Source organism: Marinobacter alkaliphilus (assembly GCF_055394375.1).
The window spans coordinates 1160203-1176941 of record NZ_AP043751.1 but is presented as its reverse complement, the minus strand read 5'-3'; the positions used below and the strand labels follow the sequence as shown (position 1 = coordinate 1176941).

The 16739-nt window shown below is 60.4% G+C and carries 12 protein-coding genes; 10 read left to right on the top strand and 2 right to left on the bottom strand.

Annotated features, from left to right (window positions below; translation table 11 throughout):
* Positions 1–7: 7 nt before the first annotated feature.
* The 7 genes from ACZ5Q2_RS05245 (at position 8) to ACZ5Q2_RS05215 (ending at position 12361) form a co-directional block, all read left to right on the top strand.
* Positions 8–7606 carry an Hpt domain-containing protein gene (locus ACZ5Q2_RS05245; RefSeq protein WP_061331968.1) on the top strand — a complete coding sequence of 2533 codons (7599 nt, stop codon included), beginning with the start codon at positions 8–10 and terminating at the stop codon, positions 7604–7606.
* Positions 7606–8658 (top strand): chemotaxis protein CheB, encoded by a 1053-nt coding sequence (locus ACZ5Q2_RS05240; RefSeq protein WP_432210387.1) that lies wholly within the window; start codon positions 7606–7608, stop codon positions 8656–8658. The genes ACZ5Q2_RS05245 and ACZ5Q2_RS05240 overlap by 1 nt, the downstream gene beginning before the upstream one ends.
* Before the next feature lie 11 nt (positions 8659–8669).
* Positions 8670–9131, top strand: a complete 462-nt coding sequence (locus ACZ5Q2_RS05235; RefSeq protein ID WP_374812669.1) for a chemotaxis protein CheW — start codon at positions 8670–8672, stop codon at positions 9129–9131.
* Positions 9132–9205: 74 nt separating this feature from the next.
* On the top strand, positions 9206–9697 hold the full coding sequence (locus tag ACZ5Q2_RS05230) for a Fur family transcriptional regulator (RefSeq protein ID WP_058090787.1): 492 nt from the start codon (positions 9206–9208) through the stop codon (positions 9695–9697).
* A complete protein-coding gene (znuC, locus tag ACZ5Q2_RS05225) occupies positions 9690–10463 on the top strand; it encodes a zinc ABC transporter ATP-binding protein ZnuC (protein WP_432210388.1) in 774 nt (257 codons plus the stop codon). Before ACZ5Q2_RS05230 ends, znuC begins: the two co-directional genes overlap by 8 nt.
* On the top strand, positions 10450–11262 hold the full coding sequence (locus ACZ5Q2_RS05220; protein ID WP_286921391.1) for an iron chelate uptake ABC transporter family permease subunit: 813 nt from the start codon (positions 10450–10452) through the stop codon (positions 11260–11262). The genes znuC and ACZ5Q2_RS05220 overlap by 14 nt, the downstream gene beginning before the upstream one ends.
* An 82-nt stretch (positions 11263–11344) precedes the next feature.
* Positions 11345–12361 carry a PAS domain-containing protein gene (locus ACZ5Q2_RS05215; protein WP_432210389.1) on the top strand — a complete coding sequence of 339 codons (1017 nt, stop codon included), beginning with the start codon at positions 11345–11347 and terminating at the stop codon, positions 12359–12361.
* Here ACZ5Q2_RS05215 and ACZ5Q2_RS05210 read toward each other — a convergent pair.
* Positions 12349–13431 carry a patatin-like phospholipase family protein gene (locus ACZ5Q2_RS05210; protein ID WP_432210390.1) on the bottom strand — a complete coding sequence of 361 codons (1083 nt, stop codon included), beginning with the start codon at positions 13429–13431 and terminating at the stop codon, positions 12349–12351. The two genes, ACZ5Q2_RS05215 and ACZ5Q2_RS05210, sit on opposite strands and share 13 nt — an antisense overlap.
* Before the next feature lie 139 nt (positions 13432–13570).
* Here ACZ5Q2_RS05210 and ACZ5Q2_RS05205 point away from each other — a divergent pair, with 139 nt between their 5' ends.
* Entirely contained in the window at positions 13571–14650 is a 1080-nt protein-coding gene (locus ACZ5Q2_RS05205) for a GGDEF domain-containing protein (protein ID WP_432210391.1), read from the top strand.
* Between the two features lie 6 nt (positions 14651–14656).
* On the opposite strand, the gene ACZ5Q2_RS05200 is transcribed toward ACZ5Q2_RS05205, so the two are convergent.
* Complete coding sequence (locus ACZ5Q2_RS05200; RefSeq protein ID WP_106696081.1) at positions 14657–15577, bottom strand: alpha/beta fold hydrolase; 921 nt, start codon at positions 15575–15577, stop codon at positions 14657–14659.
* A 178-nt stretch (positions 15578–15755) separates the two neighbouring features.
* Here ACZ5Q2_RS05200 and folE point away from each other — a divergent pair, with 178 nt between their 5' ends.
* Positions 15756–16325, top strand: coding sequence for a GTP cyclohydrolase I FolE (gene folE / locus ACZ5Q2_RS05195; protein WP_058090792.1), 570 nt, complete (start codon positions 15756–15758; stop codon positions 16323–16325).
* A gap of 25 nt (positions 16326–16350) precedes the next feature.
* Positions 16351–16725, top strand: coding sequence for a dihydroneopterin triphosphate 2'-epimerase (gene folX / locus ACZ5Q2_RS05190; RefSeq protein ID WP_072675972.1), 375 nt, complete (start codon positions 16351–16353; stop codon positions 16723–16725).
* Positions 16726–16739 lie beyond the last annotated feature (14 nt).

The window sequence follows — 16739 nt, the reverse complement described above, 5'->3', positions numbered from 1 at the left end:
AGTGGTTATGGGCAATCACCATGACAGTATCGCCCTCGACTGGGTTCGGGGCGAAATACAGGACACGCTGACCCAGGGCCAGCATGCACTTGAAGCGTACGTCGATAATCGTGACGATACCGCGCGCCTGCGCTTCTGCCTGAACTACCTCCATCAGGTACACGGTACCCTGCAGATGGTGGAACTCTACGGTGCGGCCTTGCTGACCGAAGAGATGGAAAAGCTGACCCAGGCCATCCTGAACGAAACCGTCACCAATGTTGACGAAGCCGTTGATGTCCTCATGCAGGCCATCCTGCAGTTGCCCCAGTACCTCGAACACCTCGGCAGCAGTCGTGACGATTTTCCGATGGTGTTGCTGCCGCTGCTGAACGATCTCCGGGCCGCCCGGGGCGAAGCCCTTCTGTCGGACACCTCACTGTTCAAACCGGATCTCAGCCCATCCCGGATCCGGGTAAGCAGCAAAGTCTCCGAACGACTGCATGACCCCAAGGTTCTCGGCCACCTGCGCAAGCTGCGGCAGATGTATCAGTTTGCCCTTGCCGGCGTGGTCCGGGAGGCCGACCTGGCCGCCCATTTCGATTACATGCAAAAGGTCATCCAGCGCCTGATCCGCCTGTGCCAGAAAACACCCCGCGGTGAACTCTGGAAAGCCGCCAGCGCCTTTGTCGAGACCCTTCGGGCCAACGTGAACCCGGTCAATACCGCCGTTAAATCCCTGTTACGGGAACTGGACGCCGAGATTCGACGGCTGACCGACGAGCACGCCGATATTTTGCAGCAACCAGTACCGGAAGCCCTGTTCAAGCACCTGCTGTATTACGTGGCACGTGCCCGTGACCTGGACAGCCCGCAGGTCAATGCACTCCGGGACGCCTATCAGCTAACCAGCGCGTTACCGTCCGAAGACGACGTGGACGCGGCCCGCACCCGCGTGTCCGGCCCGGGCCGTGATGCCATCCATTCTGTTGTCAGCGCCCTGAACGAGGAGCTGGCCCGCCTGAAAGATCAGCTCGATCTGTTCGTGCGGGCCGAACTGCGTCAGAACACCGAGCTTGACGAGCTGCTGCCGGGCCTTCGCCAGGTTGCCAATACCCTGGCCGTTCTGGGCCTCGGCATCCCCCGCAAGGTGGTAACCGAGCAGGTTGAACTGGTCGAAAAACTGTGTGGCCAGGCCGAGCCCGCCGACGATGGCACCCTGATGGACATCGCCGGGGCACTGCTCTATGTCGAAGCCAGCCTTGCCGGCCTGGACAGTGACCGACGGACTGACGTTGAGTCGGGCAGCCAGGATGGCGAACGCCCCAACATGGGCAGTCTCGAGCTGGGCGACGCCAGTGAAGCCCTGCTCCGGGAGTCGCGCAACACCCTCGAACAGGTCAAGTCGGCCATCGTCAACTTCATTGCCTCACAATGGGATACCCGGGAAATCGACCATGTTCCCGGCCTGTTGCACAGCATTCGCGGCGGGCTGAGCCTGGTACCGCTGGATCGCGTGGCAGACATGCTGGCCTCGGCTGAGCGTTACGTTTCCGATGTCCTGCTGAGTAACAAGCAGGTGCCTGACTGGAAACAGCTGGACACCCTGGCCGATGCCGTCACCAGTATCGAATATTATCTGGAGCGCCTGGCGGAAGGCATCAGCGATAACGACTCCATTCTGAGAGTGGCCGAAGACAGCCTGGCAGGGCTTGGTTTCCCGGTAGGACAGGAGCCAACCTGGAACCTCGACCAGCAGGCGTCCGAATCCACCTCCGTGCCGACTGTGGAAGTTCAGGAGCCAGGCGAGACGCCAGATGTGGCCAAGGCATCGGATGACGAGCTGGTCGATGACGAAATTCTGGGCATTTTCGTGGAGGAGGCCGAAGAGGTTCTCCAGACCATCCATGAATTCTACCCCCGCCTGCGCCAGAGCCACGACGATCGTGAGGCACTGACCGAAGTGCGCCGGGCGTTCCATACGCTTAAAGGCAGTGGCCGTCTGGTAGGGGCTTCCAGTATCGGCGAACTGGCCTGGTCGGTAGAGAACCTGCTGAACCGGGTGATCGATCAGACCATCAAGCCCGGTGACGACCTGTTTGCGCTGGTCGACGAAGTTAACAGCCGAATTCCATCACTGATTAACGAATTCAGGGATGGCCACAGCAGCGGTGACGTTGCCGAACTGATCGAGCGGGCCGAAGCCCTGGCCACTACTCGCCGGGCCGAGGCAGACGAAGCCCCCGCACCAGCAGAGCAGCCTGAGACCAGTTCTGTTCCCGAATCTGCGCAACCGGATGAGTCTCTGTCGGAAGAGATTGCACAGCCGGCCGCCACCGACGCCGGTGACAGTGATGACCTGATCGACGATGAGATTCTGGAAATCTTCATCGAAGAAGCCGGGGAAGTGCTCGACACCATCCGCGAATACCTGCCGATGCTGTTGCGCCAGCACGACGACCGCACCGCCCTGGCGGAAGTGCGCCGCGCCTACCACACCCTGAAGGGCAGTGGCCGGATGGTGGGTGCCGAGGTGATCGGCGAACTGGCCTGGTCTGTGGAAAACATGCTCAACCGGGTTATCGACGGTAGCATTTTCATGAACGACGACGTGGCACAACTGGTTCAGGACGTGACCGACGCCGTCCCTGCCCTGGTGTCTGATTTCGAGCAACGTCGCCCCGCCAGCGTCGATACCTCGGTCATGCAGGCCCGGGCAACCGCCCTGGCCAACGGCGAGATTCCAGACGCCACCTCCATGCCCCCGGCGGAAGCCGAGATAGGTGATGAAGGCCAGACAGCCCAGGATACCGGTCTGGAACACGCCGAACCGGAATTCGATGCGGGCGCCGGTGAGCCAGATCAGGACGTCGATCCCGTTCTTCTCGAGATTTTCGAGAACGAAACCGAAACCCACCTGCAAACCCTCAAGGATTATCTGGCCGCAGCCGGTGACAAGACCTCGGCCGCCTACACCGATGACCTTTCCCGGGCCCTCCACACCCTCAAGGGCAGCGCCCATACTGCCGGTATCGGCCCGATTGCCGAGGTTATTACGCCGCTTGAACGCTTTGTTAAAGAGTCCAGGGCCCAGAACAAACGTGCGGACCGGGACGTTCTGGAACTGATCGAACAGGCCAGCCGCTACCTGACCGAAGGCCTGGCCCAACTCAGAAGCAACCCGCAAGGGTCGCTCGAGGGCACCGATGAATATCTGGCAAGACTGCAACAGATCAGCCAGCAAACCCTGCTTTCACATGCCATGTCTGACGACCAGCAGCAGTCTGAGCAGGCTCCAACGCAACTCGTTCAGCTGTTCCTCGGTGAAGGTCTGGACATTGTTCTGGACGCTGAATCGATCCTCGACGACTGGGCACAGCACCCGGAGCGCACCGACTCACTGGCCACCTTGCGTGAGGAACTGGAACAACTGACTCAGGGAGCATCTGATGCCGGCCTGACGGATGTGGCCAACCTGGCCGCTGCCCTGACCCGCACCTACACGGCGGTCGCAGAAAACCAGCTGACACCGGGCGACGACTTCTTCGCCACCGTTCGCCCAGCCCAGGAACAACTGATCAACCTGATGGATCAAGTGGCTGCCGGTCTCGCCACCGAACCCAGCGACGGCTTGATCGAAGAACTCGACGAACTGACCAGCGCGTCATCACAAGTCAGCCAGGAACCAAGCGAGTTTGACCAGCAGTTCACCGAGGATCTGGAAGAAATCGACCTCAGCCTCGAATTGGAAGAACTGGACCAGGGTGCGCCCGAACCCGCCGAGAGCGAGCAGCCACCGCTGCCGGAACTGTCCTCGGATGACAGCGATATTGACGAGGAACTGGCAGAAATCTTCCTCGAGGAAGCCCGCGACCTGATCAACAGCACCGCCGATGCCTTGCAGAGCTGGAGCGAAGACACCGGCAACCTGGACATCCTGCGCCTGCTGCAGCGTGACCTGCATACCCTTAAGGGCGGTGCACGGCTTGCCGACATCCCCTCGGTGGGCGACCTGTCCCATGAACTTGAAAACCTGTTCGAGGGACTGACCGAGCAGAGGTTTGCCGTCACCGATACCCTGTCTGATCTGCTGTTCCGCTGCCATGACCGTCTGGCAGGCATGGTAGAGGCCCTGGAAACCCAGGAGCCACCAAGGCCGGCACCGGATCTGATTGCCGAGATCCACGCCTACATCGATACCGCACGGGGCTCACGGCCGGTCACCGACGTCAGCCTCTCTGACACCGTAGACGTGTCCGAAGACCAGGAGCTGCCGCTGCCCGAGACTGACGAGGCACCAGAAGAGACCACTGCGGAAGACGAATTACAGGCCACAGACCTTTCACACCTTGATCCTGAATTGGTAGGCATTTTCCTCGAGGAAGCCTATGACCTGATCAACTCCACCGGCAGCTCGTTACATGCCTGGAGCGAAGATCCATCGGATCGTGAGGTTGCAGCTGTCCTGCAGCGGGAAGTACACACCCTCAAGGGTGGCGCCCGCATGGCCGGTGTCGACGCCATCGGCGACCTGACTCACGTGCTGGAAGACCTTTTCGAGAAAGTGGCGGAAGGCCAGCTCGACGCCAGCGGCGAAATGACTGACCTGCTGTTTGCCTGCCACGATCGTCTGGCTCAGATGGTTGAACAGGTCGCCACCCAGAAGCCCTGCCCGCCGGCCGATGAATTGGTTCAGCAGGTGGAAGCGATTCTGCGGGGCGAGACCCCGGCGCCAGTACAAACCTTGCCTGCGGCAGAGGTGGAGGAGGCGGAAGAGCCAGGCGCCAAGGATCAGAGCCCGGAGACCATCGCCGAGGCCGGCACTGATGACCATGAAGAACCAACCGGGACTCTGGCAGCGGCCTCCGATGACGACCTGATTGGCATCTTCCTGGACGAAGGCCTGGAGATCCACGAAGCCATCACCGAATGCCTCGACCAGTGGCGTGAAGAACCGGACGAACTGGCCGGCATCACCCGATTGCAGCAGGAACTGCATACCCTTAAGGGTGGCGCCCGCCTGTCCGATGTCGACCCGATTGCCGACCTTGCCGAGGCCTGGTCGGACGCGCTGGATACTCTGGTCTCCGGCGGTAACGATCAGCAAGGTCTGCTGACGCTCAGCGACCGGGCCCTGGCCAGCCTCAAGTCCATGCTGGATACCATTGAAGCGGGCCAGAAACCTAAGTCTGACAGCGACCTGATTGCCGACTTCCAGGCCACCGGCCAGGTGTCCGACGACCTGGCGGAGACCCCGGAGGCATCCGCCGGGGCCGGCTCGGAAGTGGTAGATCCAGAAGTGCTGGAGATCTTCCTGGAGGAAGCCGGCGAGATCATGGACCAGCTCGAGCAGCTGCTGGATGACTGGCGCAAAGAGCCAGCCAACCATCATTTCAACCAGGAGGCCCAACGAGCCCTGCACACCCTCAAGGGTGGCGCACGGTTGTCGCAACTTAGCGAACTGGGTGACAAAGCCCACGCCTTTGAAACCCGCTTGATTGATTTGGGTGGAAACGCTCCGGACGACAGCCAGTGGCAGGCGATTACCGAGGACCACGACGCCATTATTGGTTTGGTGTCGGCTATCCGCACTCGCTTTGAGTCGGGTGCACCGGTGATCGCACCGTCACAGACACAGGCCGATTCAACGCAGCCAGAGCCGGCGGCTGAGCAGCCAGCCGAGGTACCGGCCCCGCAACCAGAAGCGCCGGCCAAACCAGCCCCGGAACAGCCCAAGCCAGCAAAAGCACCGGCCAAGATCCGCAACAAGGCGGCCGAAGCCCAGCGTGCGGCTCAGGAAACCATCCGGGTTTCTGCGCCATTGTTGGATGAACTGGTCAACCTGGCCGGTGAAACCAGTATTACCCGGGGCCGCCTGGAGCAGCAAACCAGCGATTTCAGCCACACCCTGGATGAAATGGCCGCCACCATCGAACGTTTGCGTGAACAGCTGCGCCGGATGGATATCGAGACAGAGGCCCAGATTCTGTTCCGGGCGGAACAGGAACACGGCCCAGACTACGGCGACGACTTCGATCCGCTGGAGATGGACCGTTACTCCTCCATCCAACAGCTGTCCCGGGCACTGTCCGAGTCATCCTCTGACCTTGCCGACCTGAGGGAAACCCTGGCCGACCGGGTACGGGATACCGAAACTCTGCTTGTACAGCAGTCCCGGATCAACACGGAACTCCAGGAGGGTCTGATGAAGACCCGGATGATTCCGTTCGCCTCGATGGTGCCACGCCTGCGCCGTATCGTGCGCCAGATCAGCGGCGAGCTGGGCAAGAAAGTGGACTTTGATGTTCGCAACGCCGAAGGCGAAATGGACCGCAATATTCTGGAGCGCATGATCGCGCCCCTGGAACACATGCTGCGTAACGCCCTGGACCACGGCATTGAAACTCCGGAAGAACGCAAGAAAGCCGGCAAGCCCGCCACCGGTGAAGTTGTCCTGTCGCTGACCCGTGAAGGCGGCGATGTGGTACTGCGTATGATGGACGACGGCAAGGGCATTCCTGCCGACGTGATCCGCGACAAAGCCGTCCGTCAGGGGCTGATGCGGGCCGATGAAGAGCTGTCAGAGCGGGAAATCCTGCAGTTTATCCTGCAGCCCGGCTTCTCCACCGCCCAACAAGTTACCCAGATCTCTGGCCGTGGTGTGGGTATGGATGTGGTCGGCAGCGAGATCAAGCAGCTGGGCGGCAGCCTGGATATTGACTCGGCCCTGGGCCGCGGCACCACCTTTACCGTGCGCCTGCCGTTTACCGTGTCGGTCAACCGCGCCCTGATGGTAGCTACCGGCGAAGACTTCTATGCCATCCCGCTCAACACCATTGAAGGTATCGTGCGGGTCAGCACCTACGAGCTGGAAGAGTATTACAAGCCGGATGCCCCCATGTACGAATACGCCGGCCAGCAATACCGCCTGCAGTATCTGGGCAGCCTGCTTAACAGCGATCACCATCCGAAACTGCAGGGCCAGGCATTGCCGTTACCGGTGATTCTGGTGCGCGGGGCTGAACAGCCCATGGCCTTGCAGGTGGACCACCTGATGGGCAGCCGGGAAATCGTTGTTAAATCCCTGGGCCCGCAGTTCAGTACCGTGCGCGGTGTGTCCGGTGCCACCATTCTGGGTGACGGTAACGTGGTGGTGATTCTTGACCTGCCAGCAATGATCCGTTCCGACATTCTGTCTGAACGGCAACGCCTGGCCAACCTCGAGAAAGCCCGGGAAACCAGCCGCTACGAGGAGAAGATCACCACGGTTATGGTGGTGGACGACTCGGTAACCGTGCGCAAGGTTACCTCCCGCTTGCTGGAACGAAACGGCATGGAAGTCATCACCGCGAAGGACGGTCTGGATGCGGTGGCGCAGCTTCAGGATCATCGCCCGGACATCATTTTGCTGGACATCGAAATGCCCCGGATGGACGGTTTCGAGGTGGCCAGTTTCGTGCGCCACGACGACAACCTGAAGGAAACACCGATCTGCATGATCACCTCCCGGACCGGCGAGAAACACCGGGAACGGGCACTGTCGATCGGGGTCAACGAGTATCTGGGCAAGCCGTTCCAGGAAGCCGAACTGCTTGACACCATCAAGCGGTTGACCGGGAATCAGTGATGGCCGGCCAACCTGGCCGGCCCGGGGTCGGGATTGTTTCCGATGTGGTCCTGCAACGCCACCGGTTGCAGGCCGCCACCGGTAAATTCGGCCTGGAAGTGTCATTTTCCGGCGATCCGTCCCGACTGATGGACTATCCGGAATTCCCGGATGCATGCCTGTGGCTGGTCACCCTGGAAGACGAGGCTGACCATCCAGCGCTGTTTGATCATTTGCTGGAAAATACCGACGCCCCGGTACTTTTCGGAGTTGATCCGGCGCCCAAACCCGGTAGTACCGACTATTTTCGTTGGGAACGACGGCTTGTGGACAAGCTGGAGCAGCACCTTGGCCACCTGGAGGCCCTGGACACCGCCAGCGATCTGGAAGAATTGGTGGAGACCACACCTGCGCCTCAGTCGGCGCCGGAACTGCCTCGCTGGATCGCCCCGGCGGCGCCAGGCTCATTGGCAGAGGACGTCTGGGTGCTCGGCGCTTCCCTCGGCGGACCCGCTGCCGTCAAAACGTTTCTGGACAATCTGCCACCCGGGTTACCGGTGGGCTTTGTGTACGCGCAACATATTGATGGCAACTTCACCGAGGTACTGACCCGGGTTCTTGGGCGACATGCCCACTACCAGCTCAAACGGGCGGAACAAGGCTACCGGGTACGAAACGGTGATGTGGTGCTGATGCCGGTTGAGCGGGAATGGACGTTCGACACCCAGGGCCAACTGACAGAACGCAACACGCCCTGGCCTGGTCCCTATGGCCCGTCCATCGACCAGGTCTTGCTTAACGTCGCCGATTACTACGGCAAGCGTTGCCACGCCATCCTGTTTTCCGGCATGGGCAACGATGGCGCCATTGCAGCGCCCATGCTTAAAGCCTACGGCAGTCGCATCTGGGTGCAGGAAAGCAAGAGTTGCGGCAACAGTTCGATGCCGGATTCGGTCGCCGCTACCGGCTGCAGCAGCTTCTGCGGCACACCGGAGCAACTGGCGAAGGAACTGGTGAAAACCATTGAGAACAACTGTCTGCTCAAAAGCCGGCAGAAACGGGATTCCGCCTGAGGTAACACGTCATGAAAGAGAACAGCCAGTCCCTCTCCTGCGTCATGATTCCGGTCAGTGACCGGCAATTATTACTACCCAACGTGTCGATCGCGGAAGTGGTGGATTTTAACAGCACCGACGCCGGCGCCAGTACCCCGGAATGGCTGGTGGGCTTCCTGGACTGGCGTGGCCTTACGCTGCCGGTCATATCCTATGACGCAGCCAACGGCGGAACCCTGACCGTACCCGGAGACAACCGGGGCAGAATCATTGTGCTCAACACCATCGGTGACAGCCATCAGCAGGCCCCGTTCATGGCGCTGGTCACCCAGGGCATTCCCAGCCAGGCCCGACTGGTGAAAGAGCAAGTCCGGAAACTGGACGGCGAAGCCGGACCGGCCGACCTCATGCAGGTGGAAGTCGACGGCGAAGCAGCCTGGATTCCCAACCTCGAGTACCTGGAGTCACTGGCGCTAACCGCCAGACACTGATGGCCACCTGGTCACAGCCGTAGCAGTACAGCCTGCAAATGTTATAATGTTGCAAACTTTGCAGGATCCAGACTATGCCCGAACGCGCGCTTCCTTATCGCCCGCACAACCACGAGGCCTGTGTTAGCCAGGCCCTGGCGGATGCCCGGGCCATTTGCCGACAACAGAATGCCCGCCTCACCCCCATCCGTGAACGGGTTCTGGAATTGATCTGGCAATCTCACAAGCCCCTCGGGGCCTACGACATTCTCGCCATGCTGGGCACCGAGGGCCATAACGCCGCCCCACCCACCGTGTACCGGGCCCTGGATTTCCTGTTGCAATACGGTCTGGTGCACCGGATTGCCTCCCTGAACGCATTTACCGGCTGCACCCATGCCGGTGAACACCACCGGGGCACTTTCCTGATCTGCCGAGAATGCGGAAACGTGCTTGAGCTGGACGCACCGGACGTCACTCGCGCGGTAGAAGCCGCGGCGGCTGACGTAGCCTTCCGGCCCGAAGAAATCACCATGGAAGTGGCCGGTCGTTGCCCCCGGTGCCAGGGAGAACCCGGCCATGCCTGATGCCCTGGTGCGCCTGCATCAGCTGACCGTACAGTTCGACGACCGCCCGGTGGTGGACCGTGTTGAGATGGCGGTTCGCAGGGGCGACATCATCACCATTATCGGTCCCAATGGTGCCGGGAAGACCACCCTGATCAAAGCCGTTCTGGGTATCCAGAAGCCCAGCTCTGGCAAGGTCTCGCTGGCCAACAGCCTGGTCATTGGCTATGTGCCCCAGCACCTGTCCCTGGAGGCGACGCTGCCCCTGAGCGTACGCCGGTTCATGCTGTTGAGCGGCCGCTCCGGCGCAGAATGCGAAGCGGCGCTGGAGCGCACCGGTGTCCGGCACCTGCTGGATGCCTCGGTGCATCACCTGTCAGGCGGCGAAAAACAGCGTTTGTTGCTGGCTCGGGCACTGGCACGGCGACCGGACCTTCTGGTGCTGGACGAACCCGCCCAGGGTGTGGATATCAACGGCCAGGCGGCCCTGTATGACCTGATCCGCCAACTCCGTGATGAGCTGAATTGCGGTGTGATCATGATTTCCCACGACTTGCACCTGGTCATGGCCGCCACCGACAAGGTCATATGCCTGAACCAGCACGTGTGTTGCAGCGGTTACCCGGCCGACATTTCTCACGACCCCGCGTTTATCGAGACCTTTGGCCACCAGGTGGCCGAATCTCTGGCGGTCTATCACCACAATCATAACCACCGCCATAACCTGCACGGTGACGTTGTGACCAGCACTGACGTTCAGGGAGCCTGTGACCATGAGCATCATTGATTCTGTGCTCGGGGATTTTTTCTGGCGGGCACTGCTGGGTGGACTGGGTGTTGCCCTGGTGGCCGGCCCCCTGGGCTGCTTCGTAGTCTGGCGGCGAATGGCGTATTTTGGCGACACCCTGGCCCATTCCGCGTTACTTGGCATCACCCTGAGTTTCCTGATCAGCGTTCCAATGAACCTGGGCGTCGTCATCACCTGCGTCACCATCGCCGTCGCTCTGGTGTTGCTCTCGCGCACCCGGGCTTTGGCCACCGACACCTTGCTGGGCATTCTCGCCCACAGCGCCCTGGCCATCGGCCTGGTCTCCCTGAGCTTCATGCCGGATGTGCGGGTTGACCTGACTGGCCTGCTGTTCGGTGACCTGCTGGCCATGAGCCGCCAGGACCTGCTGTGGATCTACGGCGGCGCGGCTTTCGTGTTGACCCTGCTGGCGATGCTCTGGCGCGGGCTGTTGATGAGCACCATCCACGAGGAGCTGGCCCGGGTGGAGGGAATACCTGTGGAGCGTTTGCGGTTGGCGCTGATGCTGATGTTCTCCCTGGTGATTGCCGTGGCGATGAAGATTGTCGGGGTCCTGCTGATTACCGCCCTGTTGATCATTCCTGCGGCCACCGCCAGGCGCCTGGCCAAAAATCCGGAACACATGATGGCACTGGCGGTGGTGTTCGGCTTTATCGCCGTGACCGGCGGCCTGACGCTGTCCTGGCACCTCGATTCTCCAGCCGGGCCGTCGGTGGTAGTGACCGCCTTCCTGGCTTTTCTGCTGGTGTACGGTACCGCCCGGAACGCCAGCCGATAACTGCTTCCGTCTTTCGAAAGTGCCGGAGCTGGTCTAGAGTAATCTGGACACACTTTCCGTAACAGCTCCAGAGGCTTTCAGCATGGACAGCGACCTCTCTGACATCCCTTATCCGGGCCCGCGCCGGCCTGGCCTCTGGCCGGGGCTCTGGGGTCCGGCCGTCATTCTGGTCTGCGGCGTCATTCTGAGCCTCCTGACGGCCCGCCTCGCCTCAGACATGGCTCATCAGCTTGCCCACCAGCGTTATCAGGCCCTGCATCAATCCCTGGTCAGCCAGGTTGTCATCCATCTTGCCCGGCTATCGCAGGAAGACGAACAGCTTCAAGAGCTCCGGGCTTCCCTGGCAACCGGACTTCAGGATGGCATCAGTCTCAGGATCGATACCCTGGAACGCCACACCAAGAAACCACTGATACAGCTGGGCAGCTCACGCCATCCGGCCGGTAATGACGCCCTGAGAACCGAATTGCAGACCAACGGCCGGCACTGGATGGTGACCACCTGGCCGGATACCCGGTTGCTGGCATCGCCGGCCCGGCGTGTGGGGTGGCTCGTTGGCGCCAGTGGCGGGCTGATTAGCGTCGTGGCAACGCTGCTCGCCCTCGCCCTCTGCCGGCAGGCTGCCCGGAAAGACGACAACGGCCATCGGTTGGCCAGGCTGAACAGGATCGCTGACCAACGGATCACCAACTTGCAGGTCGAGAAGAACGTGCTGCGCCAGGCACTGAATGACAGCGAATCCCGCAGTCGGGACCTGGTCGCGCTGTCCGGAGCCATTGTCAGCGAACTGGATGAACAGGGGCAGATCGGATTCATATCGGCACAGGTAGCGGATGTGCTGGGACTGGCGCCGTCAGACCTTGTCAACCGGCCGTTCAGCGAACTGGTCGCCGAGCCCGACCGTGAACGCTTCGACCAGTGCCTGGCCGCAGCCCGGCAAGAGGCCACCCTGGCCAGGGTAGATGTGAATCTTTTGCACCGCAGCGCCGAGCGGACGGTCCCGGCGGTGGTGCGGGTGATGGTATTGAAGGACCCGATCCACGGAGTCACAGGCTTCAGACTGAGCGCAATCAAGATTGCCAATGGCTACAATGGCTGAACCCGATCCAGCAGGCGCCCGCTCTCCACAAGTTCGAGGAACTCGTCCCCCAGCCGGTCACTCTCGGCAATGGATGCGCGCCAGGATCGTTCACGGCCTGAATCGTCGCCAAGGTACTTCTCGAAGTCTTTCCGGTCTGGCAGTTTGCGGTCCGGCAGGCTGTCCAGATACGCCCGGGACGGGGAGACCAGCAGCACATCCTGTAATCGGGTGGCATCGCCCCGGCGCCACGGCAAGGTCTTGTCAAACCAACCCGGCACTACCTTATCGGTAAAGTGCGGGTACAGGATGATGCCCGGTTGCTCGTAGGGCAGATCCAGGTGGTAGTCCAGCAGCCCGCCATCCCGGTAGACGCCATCCGGGGCTCCGGGAATATTCCGAACACCGGACATAACCAGCGGAATCGAAGCGGAGGCCAGTAGCGCAGGCAGCAGATTGTCTGCGGACAGCGCCACTTCATGGCTGGGAAAATCCACCAGCTTGGACACCGGCGTCCTGATGCGGGCATCGTGCACGATACCCCGCTCCATGAATCGGCCAAGGTGGCGACGACTGACCATATTGGCGCTGATTGCACTCATCAGGCCCAGACCCAGGCGGCCCCTGGCGTCGTGTTCCAGCAAGCCCAGGCTGCGCACAACCACCACATTCAAACGGTACCAGGGGTGATTGAGGATATACTCCTCCCGCCCACCCAAAAGTTCTTCCAGAAACAGAACACTCTTGCGGGACACCTCGGCGGCACTGACCCCCTTGGCAAAACGCTGGCTGGTATAGAGTTCCGCCAGCCTGGCCAGTTGGCCTTTCGGATCGCTGGATGAGGCAATCGCCGCGAACCGCCAGCTGCCGATGGACGAGCCGATCAGCACCCGCTCTTGCGGTGCCCGGGGCAACCAGTCACCGAAGATGGCCTTATCCAGACCGCTGATTCCCAGGGCTTTCGGGCCACCGGCGGCGCCGGGTATCACGTGGACGTCCGCCGGTGTTAACGGCTTGTCCCTCAGGCGCTGAAGGGCCCGTCGCCCAGCCCGGATGGTCAGCGCCGGTGTTCGGATCTGGATTGCGGTCATCACGTGTTCCTGCTTACGGTTCTGGTCAAAGTCCCGGGAGTTTATCGAAACCTGCAGTGGCCAGCCAATAACTCCGTGCTAGACTTGAGCCATCAGTGTTTCAGGGAAGTATGCCAGCCATGAGCTGCAGGAGTAGGCTGTGAACCTTTTTGCCTCGCCGGATACCATGGCGACCAATCCAACCCTTGCAGTATTGGGTTTCAAACGTCAGCTGGTGTACCACCTGCATATCTGGGCCTTTATCGCCGTGGCACCTCTGGTGATGGTGCAATGGCAACACGGTAACTTTCTGCTGTCTGCCCTGCTGATTCTGTTCTGTGTCAACGCAGCCCTGGTAATCCTGTTCCTGCGGTTGCGCAGTGTCTATTTCCTGAAAGGGCGCCTGTTTCCGATTCTGGCCGTGGTCTGCGCAGCCTACTCGACTTCCATTAACGGTCACGCCGGTCTTTACTGGGCCTATCCGGCGGCTATCGCGCTGTTTTTCCTGTTACCATTGAAAGAAGCCATTGTCTGCAACATCATTTTTGTCAGCGTCATGGCTGTGGTGTCGTTCCTTCAATTTCCCGAAGCAGATTTCTGGCGGATCACCTTCTCCCTGGGGCTGAGCTGCCTGTTTGCCATGATCTTCGCCTGGCTGGTGGGCAGGCTCCAGCAGGAGCTGACCCGGCTGGCCACGACTGACCCGCTCACCGGCTGCCTGAACCGGTCTCAGCTGGCCGACCTACTGAACAGCCAGATTCAGCTGCGGGAGCGCTATGAGAGGGTGTCCAGCCTGGTGCTGATTGATCTGGATTATTTCAAGACCATTAATGACCGCTGGGGGCACCTGGCCGGCGACCGGGTGCTTAAGGAAATGACCATCCGGCTGCGTAAGCGACTTCGGGAAAGTGATCAGCTGTTCCGCATTGGCGGCGAAGAGTTCATGGTGGTGTTGCCGGAAACCCGCCAGAAAGATGCCGACACCCTCGCCCATCAGTTACTGACCAGCATCAGTGCCAGGCCGTTCCTGGATGACATAAAGCTGACCGCCAGTGCCAGCGTGGCGGAAGTGTGCCGCGGCGAGACCTGGTCGGTTTGGCTGAACCGTGCAGATCAGGCGCTGTACGACGCCAAGGCAAAGGGCCGCAATCAGGTGGTCAATGCGGCTCGACCATCCAATGAACCAGCGCACACCGCGGGGCCATCAACTCCGGCCAGTGATACCAGCGCGGCGATTTGAACAAGATCAGGACTCAAGCCCGGCGCGGAAATCCCGGTAAGCACTGAATACATCCCAGGGCGATTCGAAGTGCGGGTAGTGGCCGATGTTCCGGAGGCTGATGACGTCCGGGTTCCGGATCAATTCCCGGTAGCGCCGTGCCGTGGCCGCGCCCGAGACCGGATCCGCAGCGCCGGAGATCAGGCGCATCGGCTGTTGGGCATTCTGCAAGGCCCCCACCCAGCGATTACGATGGCAACGGCGTTCCTCCATAAACTGGATCAGTTCATGCAGGATCCCACGGCCATTGTTGTAAGTGAGAAGATGCCAGAAGTCCTCCAGATCCTGCTGGGCAGGAGGATTCCGGTCACCAAACAACCGGCGGAAATTCCGTTCGAAACTACCCCGGGTAAGCCCCCGGCTGATCAGTCCACCAAGGGGACTCTTCAGAACTTTCTGGATAAACAGCGGGCTGTGCACCTCGGGAAACAGGCCACCGTTCAGCAAACACACACTGGTGATGTCGAAAGACAAAGACCCTTCCTGGTCCCTGGCCAACAGCTCCTGGGCAACCGAAGAGCCGTAGTCGTGGGCGAACAAGTGCACCGAATCCAACCCCAGACCTTCGATCCAGCCCTGGATCAGATCCGCCTGGTCCTCAATGCTGTAAACATAGTTGCGGGGCTTGTCAGAAAACCCGAAGCCGAGCATATCGACAGCCAGTAGTTGGTGGCCGGACGCCAGCATCGGCCATAACCGGCTCCAGTCCCAGCTGGCGGTCGGAAAACCGTGCAGAAGCACCAGCGGCGAGCCTTTGCCGGCCATGCGACTGAAGATGGCGTGGCCATCGTAGCTGAACCATTTACCGGCCTGCTGCCAGGCCTCGAGGGTATAGGTATCCTGGCGGCTGTCTGCCCTGATTTGTGAACCGGGTATTACCTGCTCCATTTGTTCGTCCCGACATACCTGCGGAACCTCCACTTTAGTCCAAAGCCGTACAGGCTGCCATATCACTAAACGCTGCCCGTGAACTGGTCCATAATGGGCAAACCGGCGTAAACCGTGGAGATGGCCTGAAAATTCCCTTAAGCTTGCGCCCTTTATCAGACACAAACCGGAAACGATTATGACCTTACCTCTGGACGACCTTGCTGGTCACTACCGCGCCATCATTGAAGGCCTCGGCGAAAATGCCGACCGCGAAGGTCTTCAGGACACTCCGATGCGGGCCGCCAAGGCCATGCAGTTCCTGACCCGGGGTTACCAGCAGGATCTTGCCGACTTGGTCAATAATGCTGTGTTTGAATCCGCCATGGATGAAATGGTGGTGGTCCAGGACATCGAGCTGTACAGCATGTGTGAACATCACATGCTGCCCTTCATCGGAAAATGCCACATCGCCTATCTGCCCCAGGGCAGGGTACTGGGCCTGTCCAAGTTTGCTCGCATTGTGGACATGTATGCTCGCCGCCTGCAGATTCAGGAGAACCTGACCCGCCAGATCGCGGAAGCGGTGGAAAGCGTTACCAATGCCAAAGGTGTCGCCGTGGTTATCGAGGCCCAGCACATGTGCATGATGATGCGGGGCGTGGAGAAACAGAACTCCCGGATGAAAACCTCGATGATGCTGGGACAGTTCCGGAAATCACAGGCCACACGTACCGAATTTCTTACCCTGATTGGCAACAATCGCTGAACCAGACGCCGAAAACGGAGGCATCATGACAACCATGACTGGTGATCACCTGGCCCGTGTCAGGATCAAGAACCTTCTGCTGCGTGCCTACATTGGCATCAAGGAAGAAGAGATCAACAACCAGCAGGATGTGGTGATCAACGTCACCCTTCGCTACGATGCCTCCGCCGCCATTGACCAGAACGAAATCTCCGCTGCCCTGAATTACCGCACCATCACCAAGCAAATCATCGGGCATGTGGACGGCAACAGTTTTGCTCTACTGGAACGGCTGACCCACGAAGTTCTCGAAATTGTGATGGAACATCAGGCCGTGCAGTGGGCACAGGTAGAAATCGACAAGCCGCACGCGTTACGCTATGCGGAATCGGTCTCTGTCTGTCTTGAGGCCCATCGTTAATTCTTCGAGGTCTG

Excerpts from the sequence above, each read along its gene's own strand:
- ACZ5Q2_RS05245 (WP_061331968.1), top strand. The coding sequence starts at position 8 with ATGGGCAATCACCATGACAGTATCGCCCTCGACTGGGTTCGGGGCGAA.
- ACZ5Q2_RS05240 (WP_432210387.1), top strand. The coding sequence starts at position 7,606 with ATGGCCGGCCAACCTGGCCGGCCCGGGGTCGGGATTGTTTCCGATGTG.
- ACZ5Q2_RS05235 (WP_374812669.1), top strand. The coding sequence starts at position 8,670 with ATGAAAGAGAACAGCCAGTCCCTCTCCTGCGTCATGATTCCGGTCAGT.
- ACZ5Q2_RS05230 (WP_058090787.1), top strand. The coding sequence starts at position 9,206 with ATGCCCGAACGCGCGCTTCCTTATCGCCCGCACAACCACGAGGCCTGT.
- znuC (WP_432210388.1), top strand. The coding sequence starts at position 9,690 with ATGCCTGATGCCCTGGTGCGCCTGCATCAGCTGACCGTACAGTTCGAC.
- ACZ5Q2_RS05220 (WP_286921391.1), top strand. The coding sequence starts at position 10,450 with ATGAGCATCATTGATTCTGTGCTCGGGGATTTTTTCTGGCGGGCACTG.
- ACZ5Q2_RS05215 (WP_432210389.1), top strand. The coding sequence starts at position 11,345 with ATGGACAGCGACCTCTCTGACATCCCTTATCCGGGCCCGCGCCGGCCT.
- ACZ5Q2_RS05210 (WP_432210390.1), bottom strand. The coding sequence starts at position 13,431 with ATGACCGCAATCCAGATCCGAACACCGGCGCTGACCATCCGGGCTGGG.
- ACZ5Q2_RS05200 (WP_106696081.1), bottom strand. The coding sequence starts at position 15,577 with ATGGAGCAGGTAATACCCGGTTCACAAATCAGGGCAGACAGCCGCCAG.
- folE (WP_058090792.1), top strand. The coding sequence starts at position 15,756 with ATGACCTTACCTCTGGACGACCTTGCTGGTCACTACCGCGCCATCATT.
- folX (WP_072675972.1), top strand. The coding sequence starts at position 16,351 with ATGACAACCATGACTGGTGATCACCTGGCCCGTGTCAGGATCAAGAAC.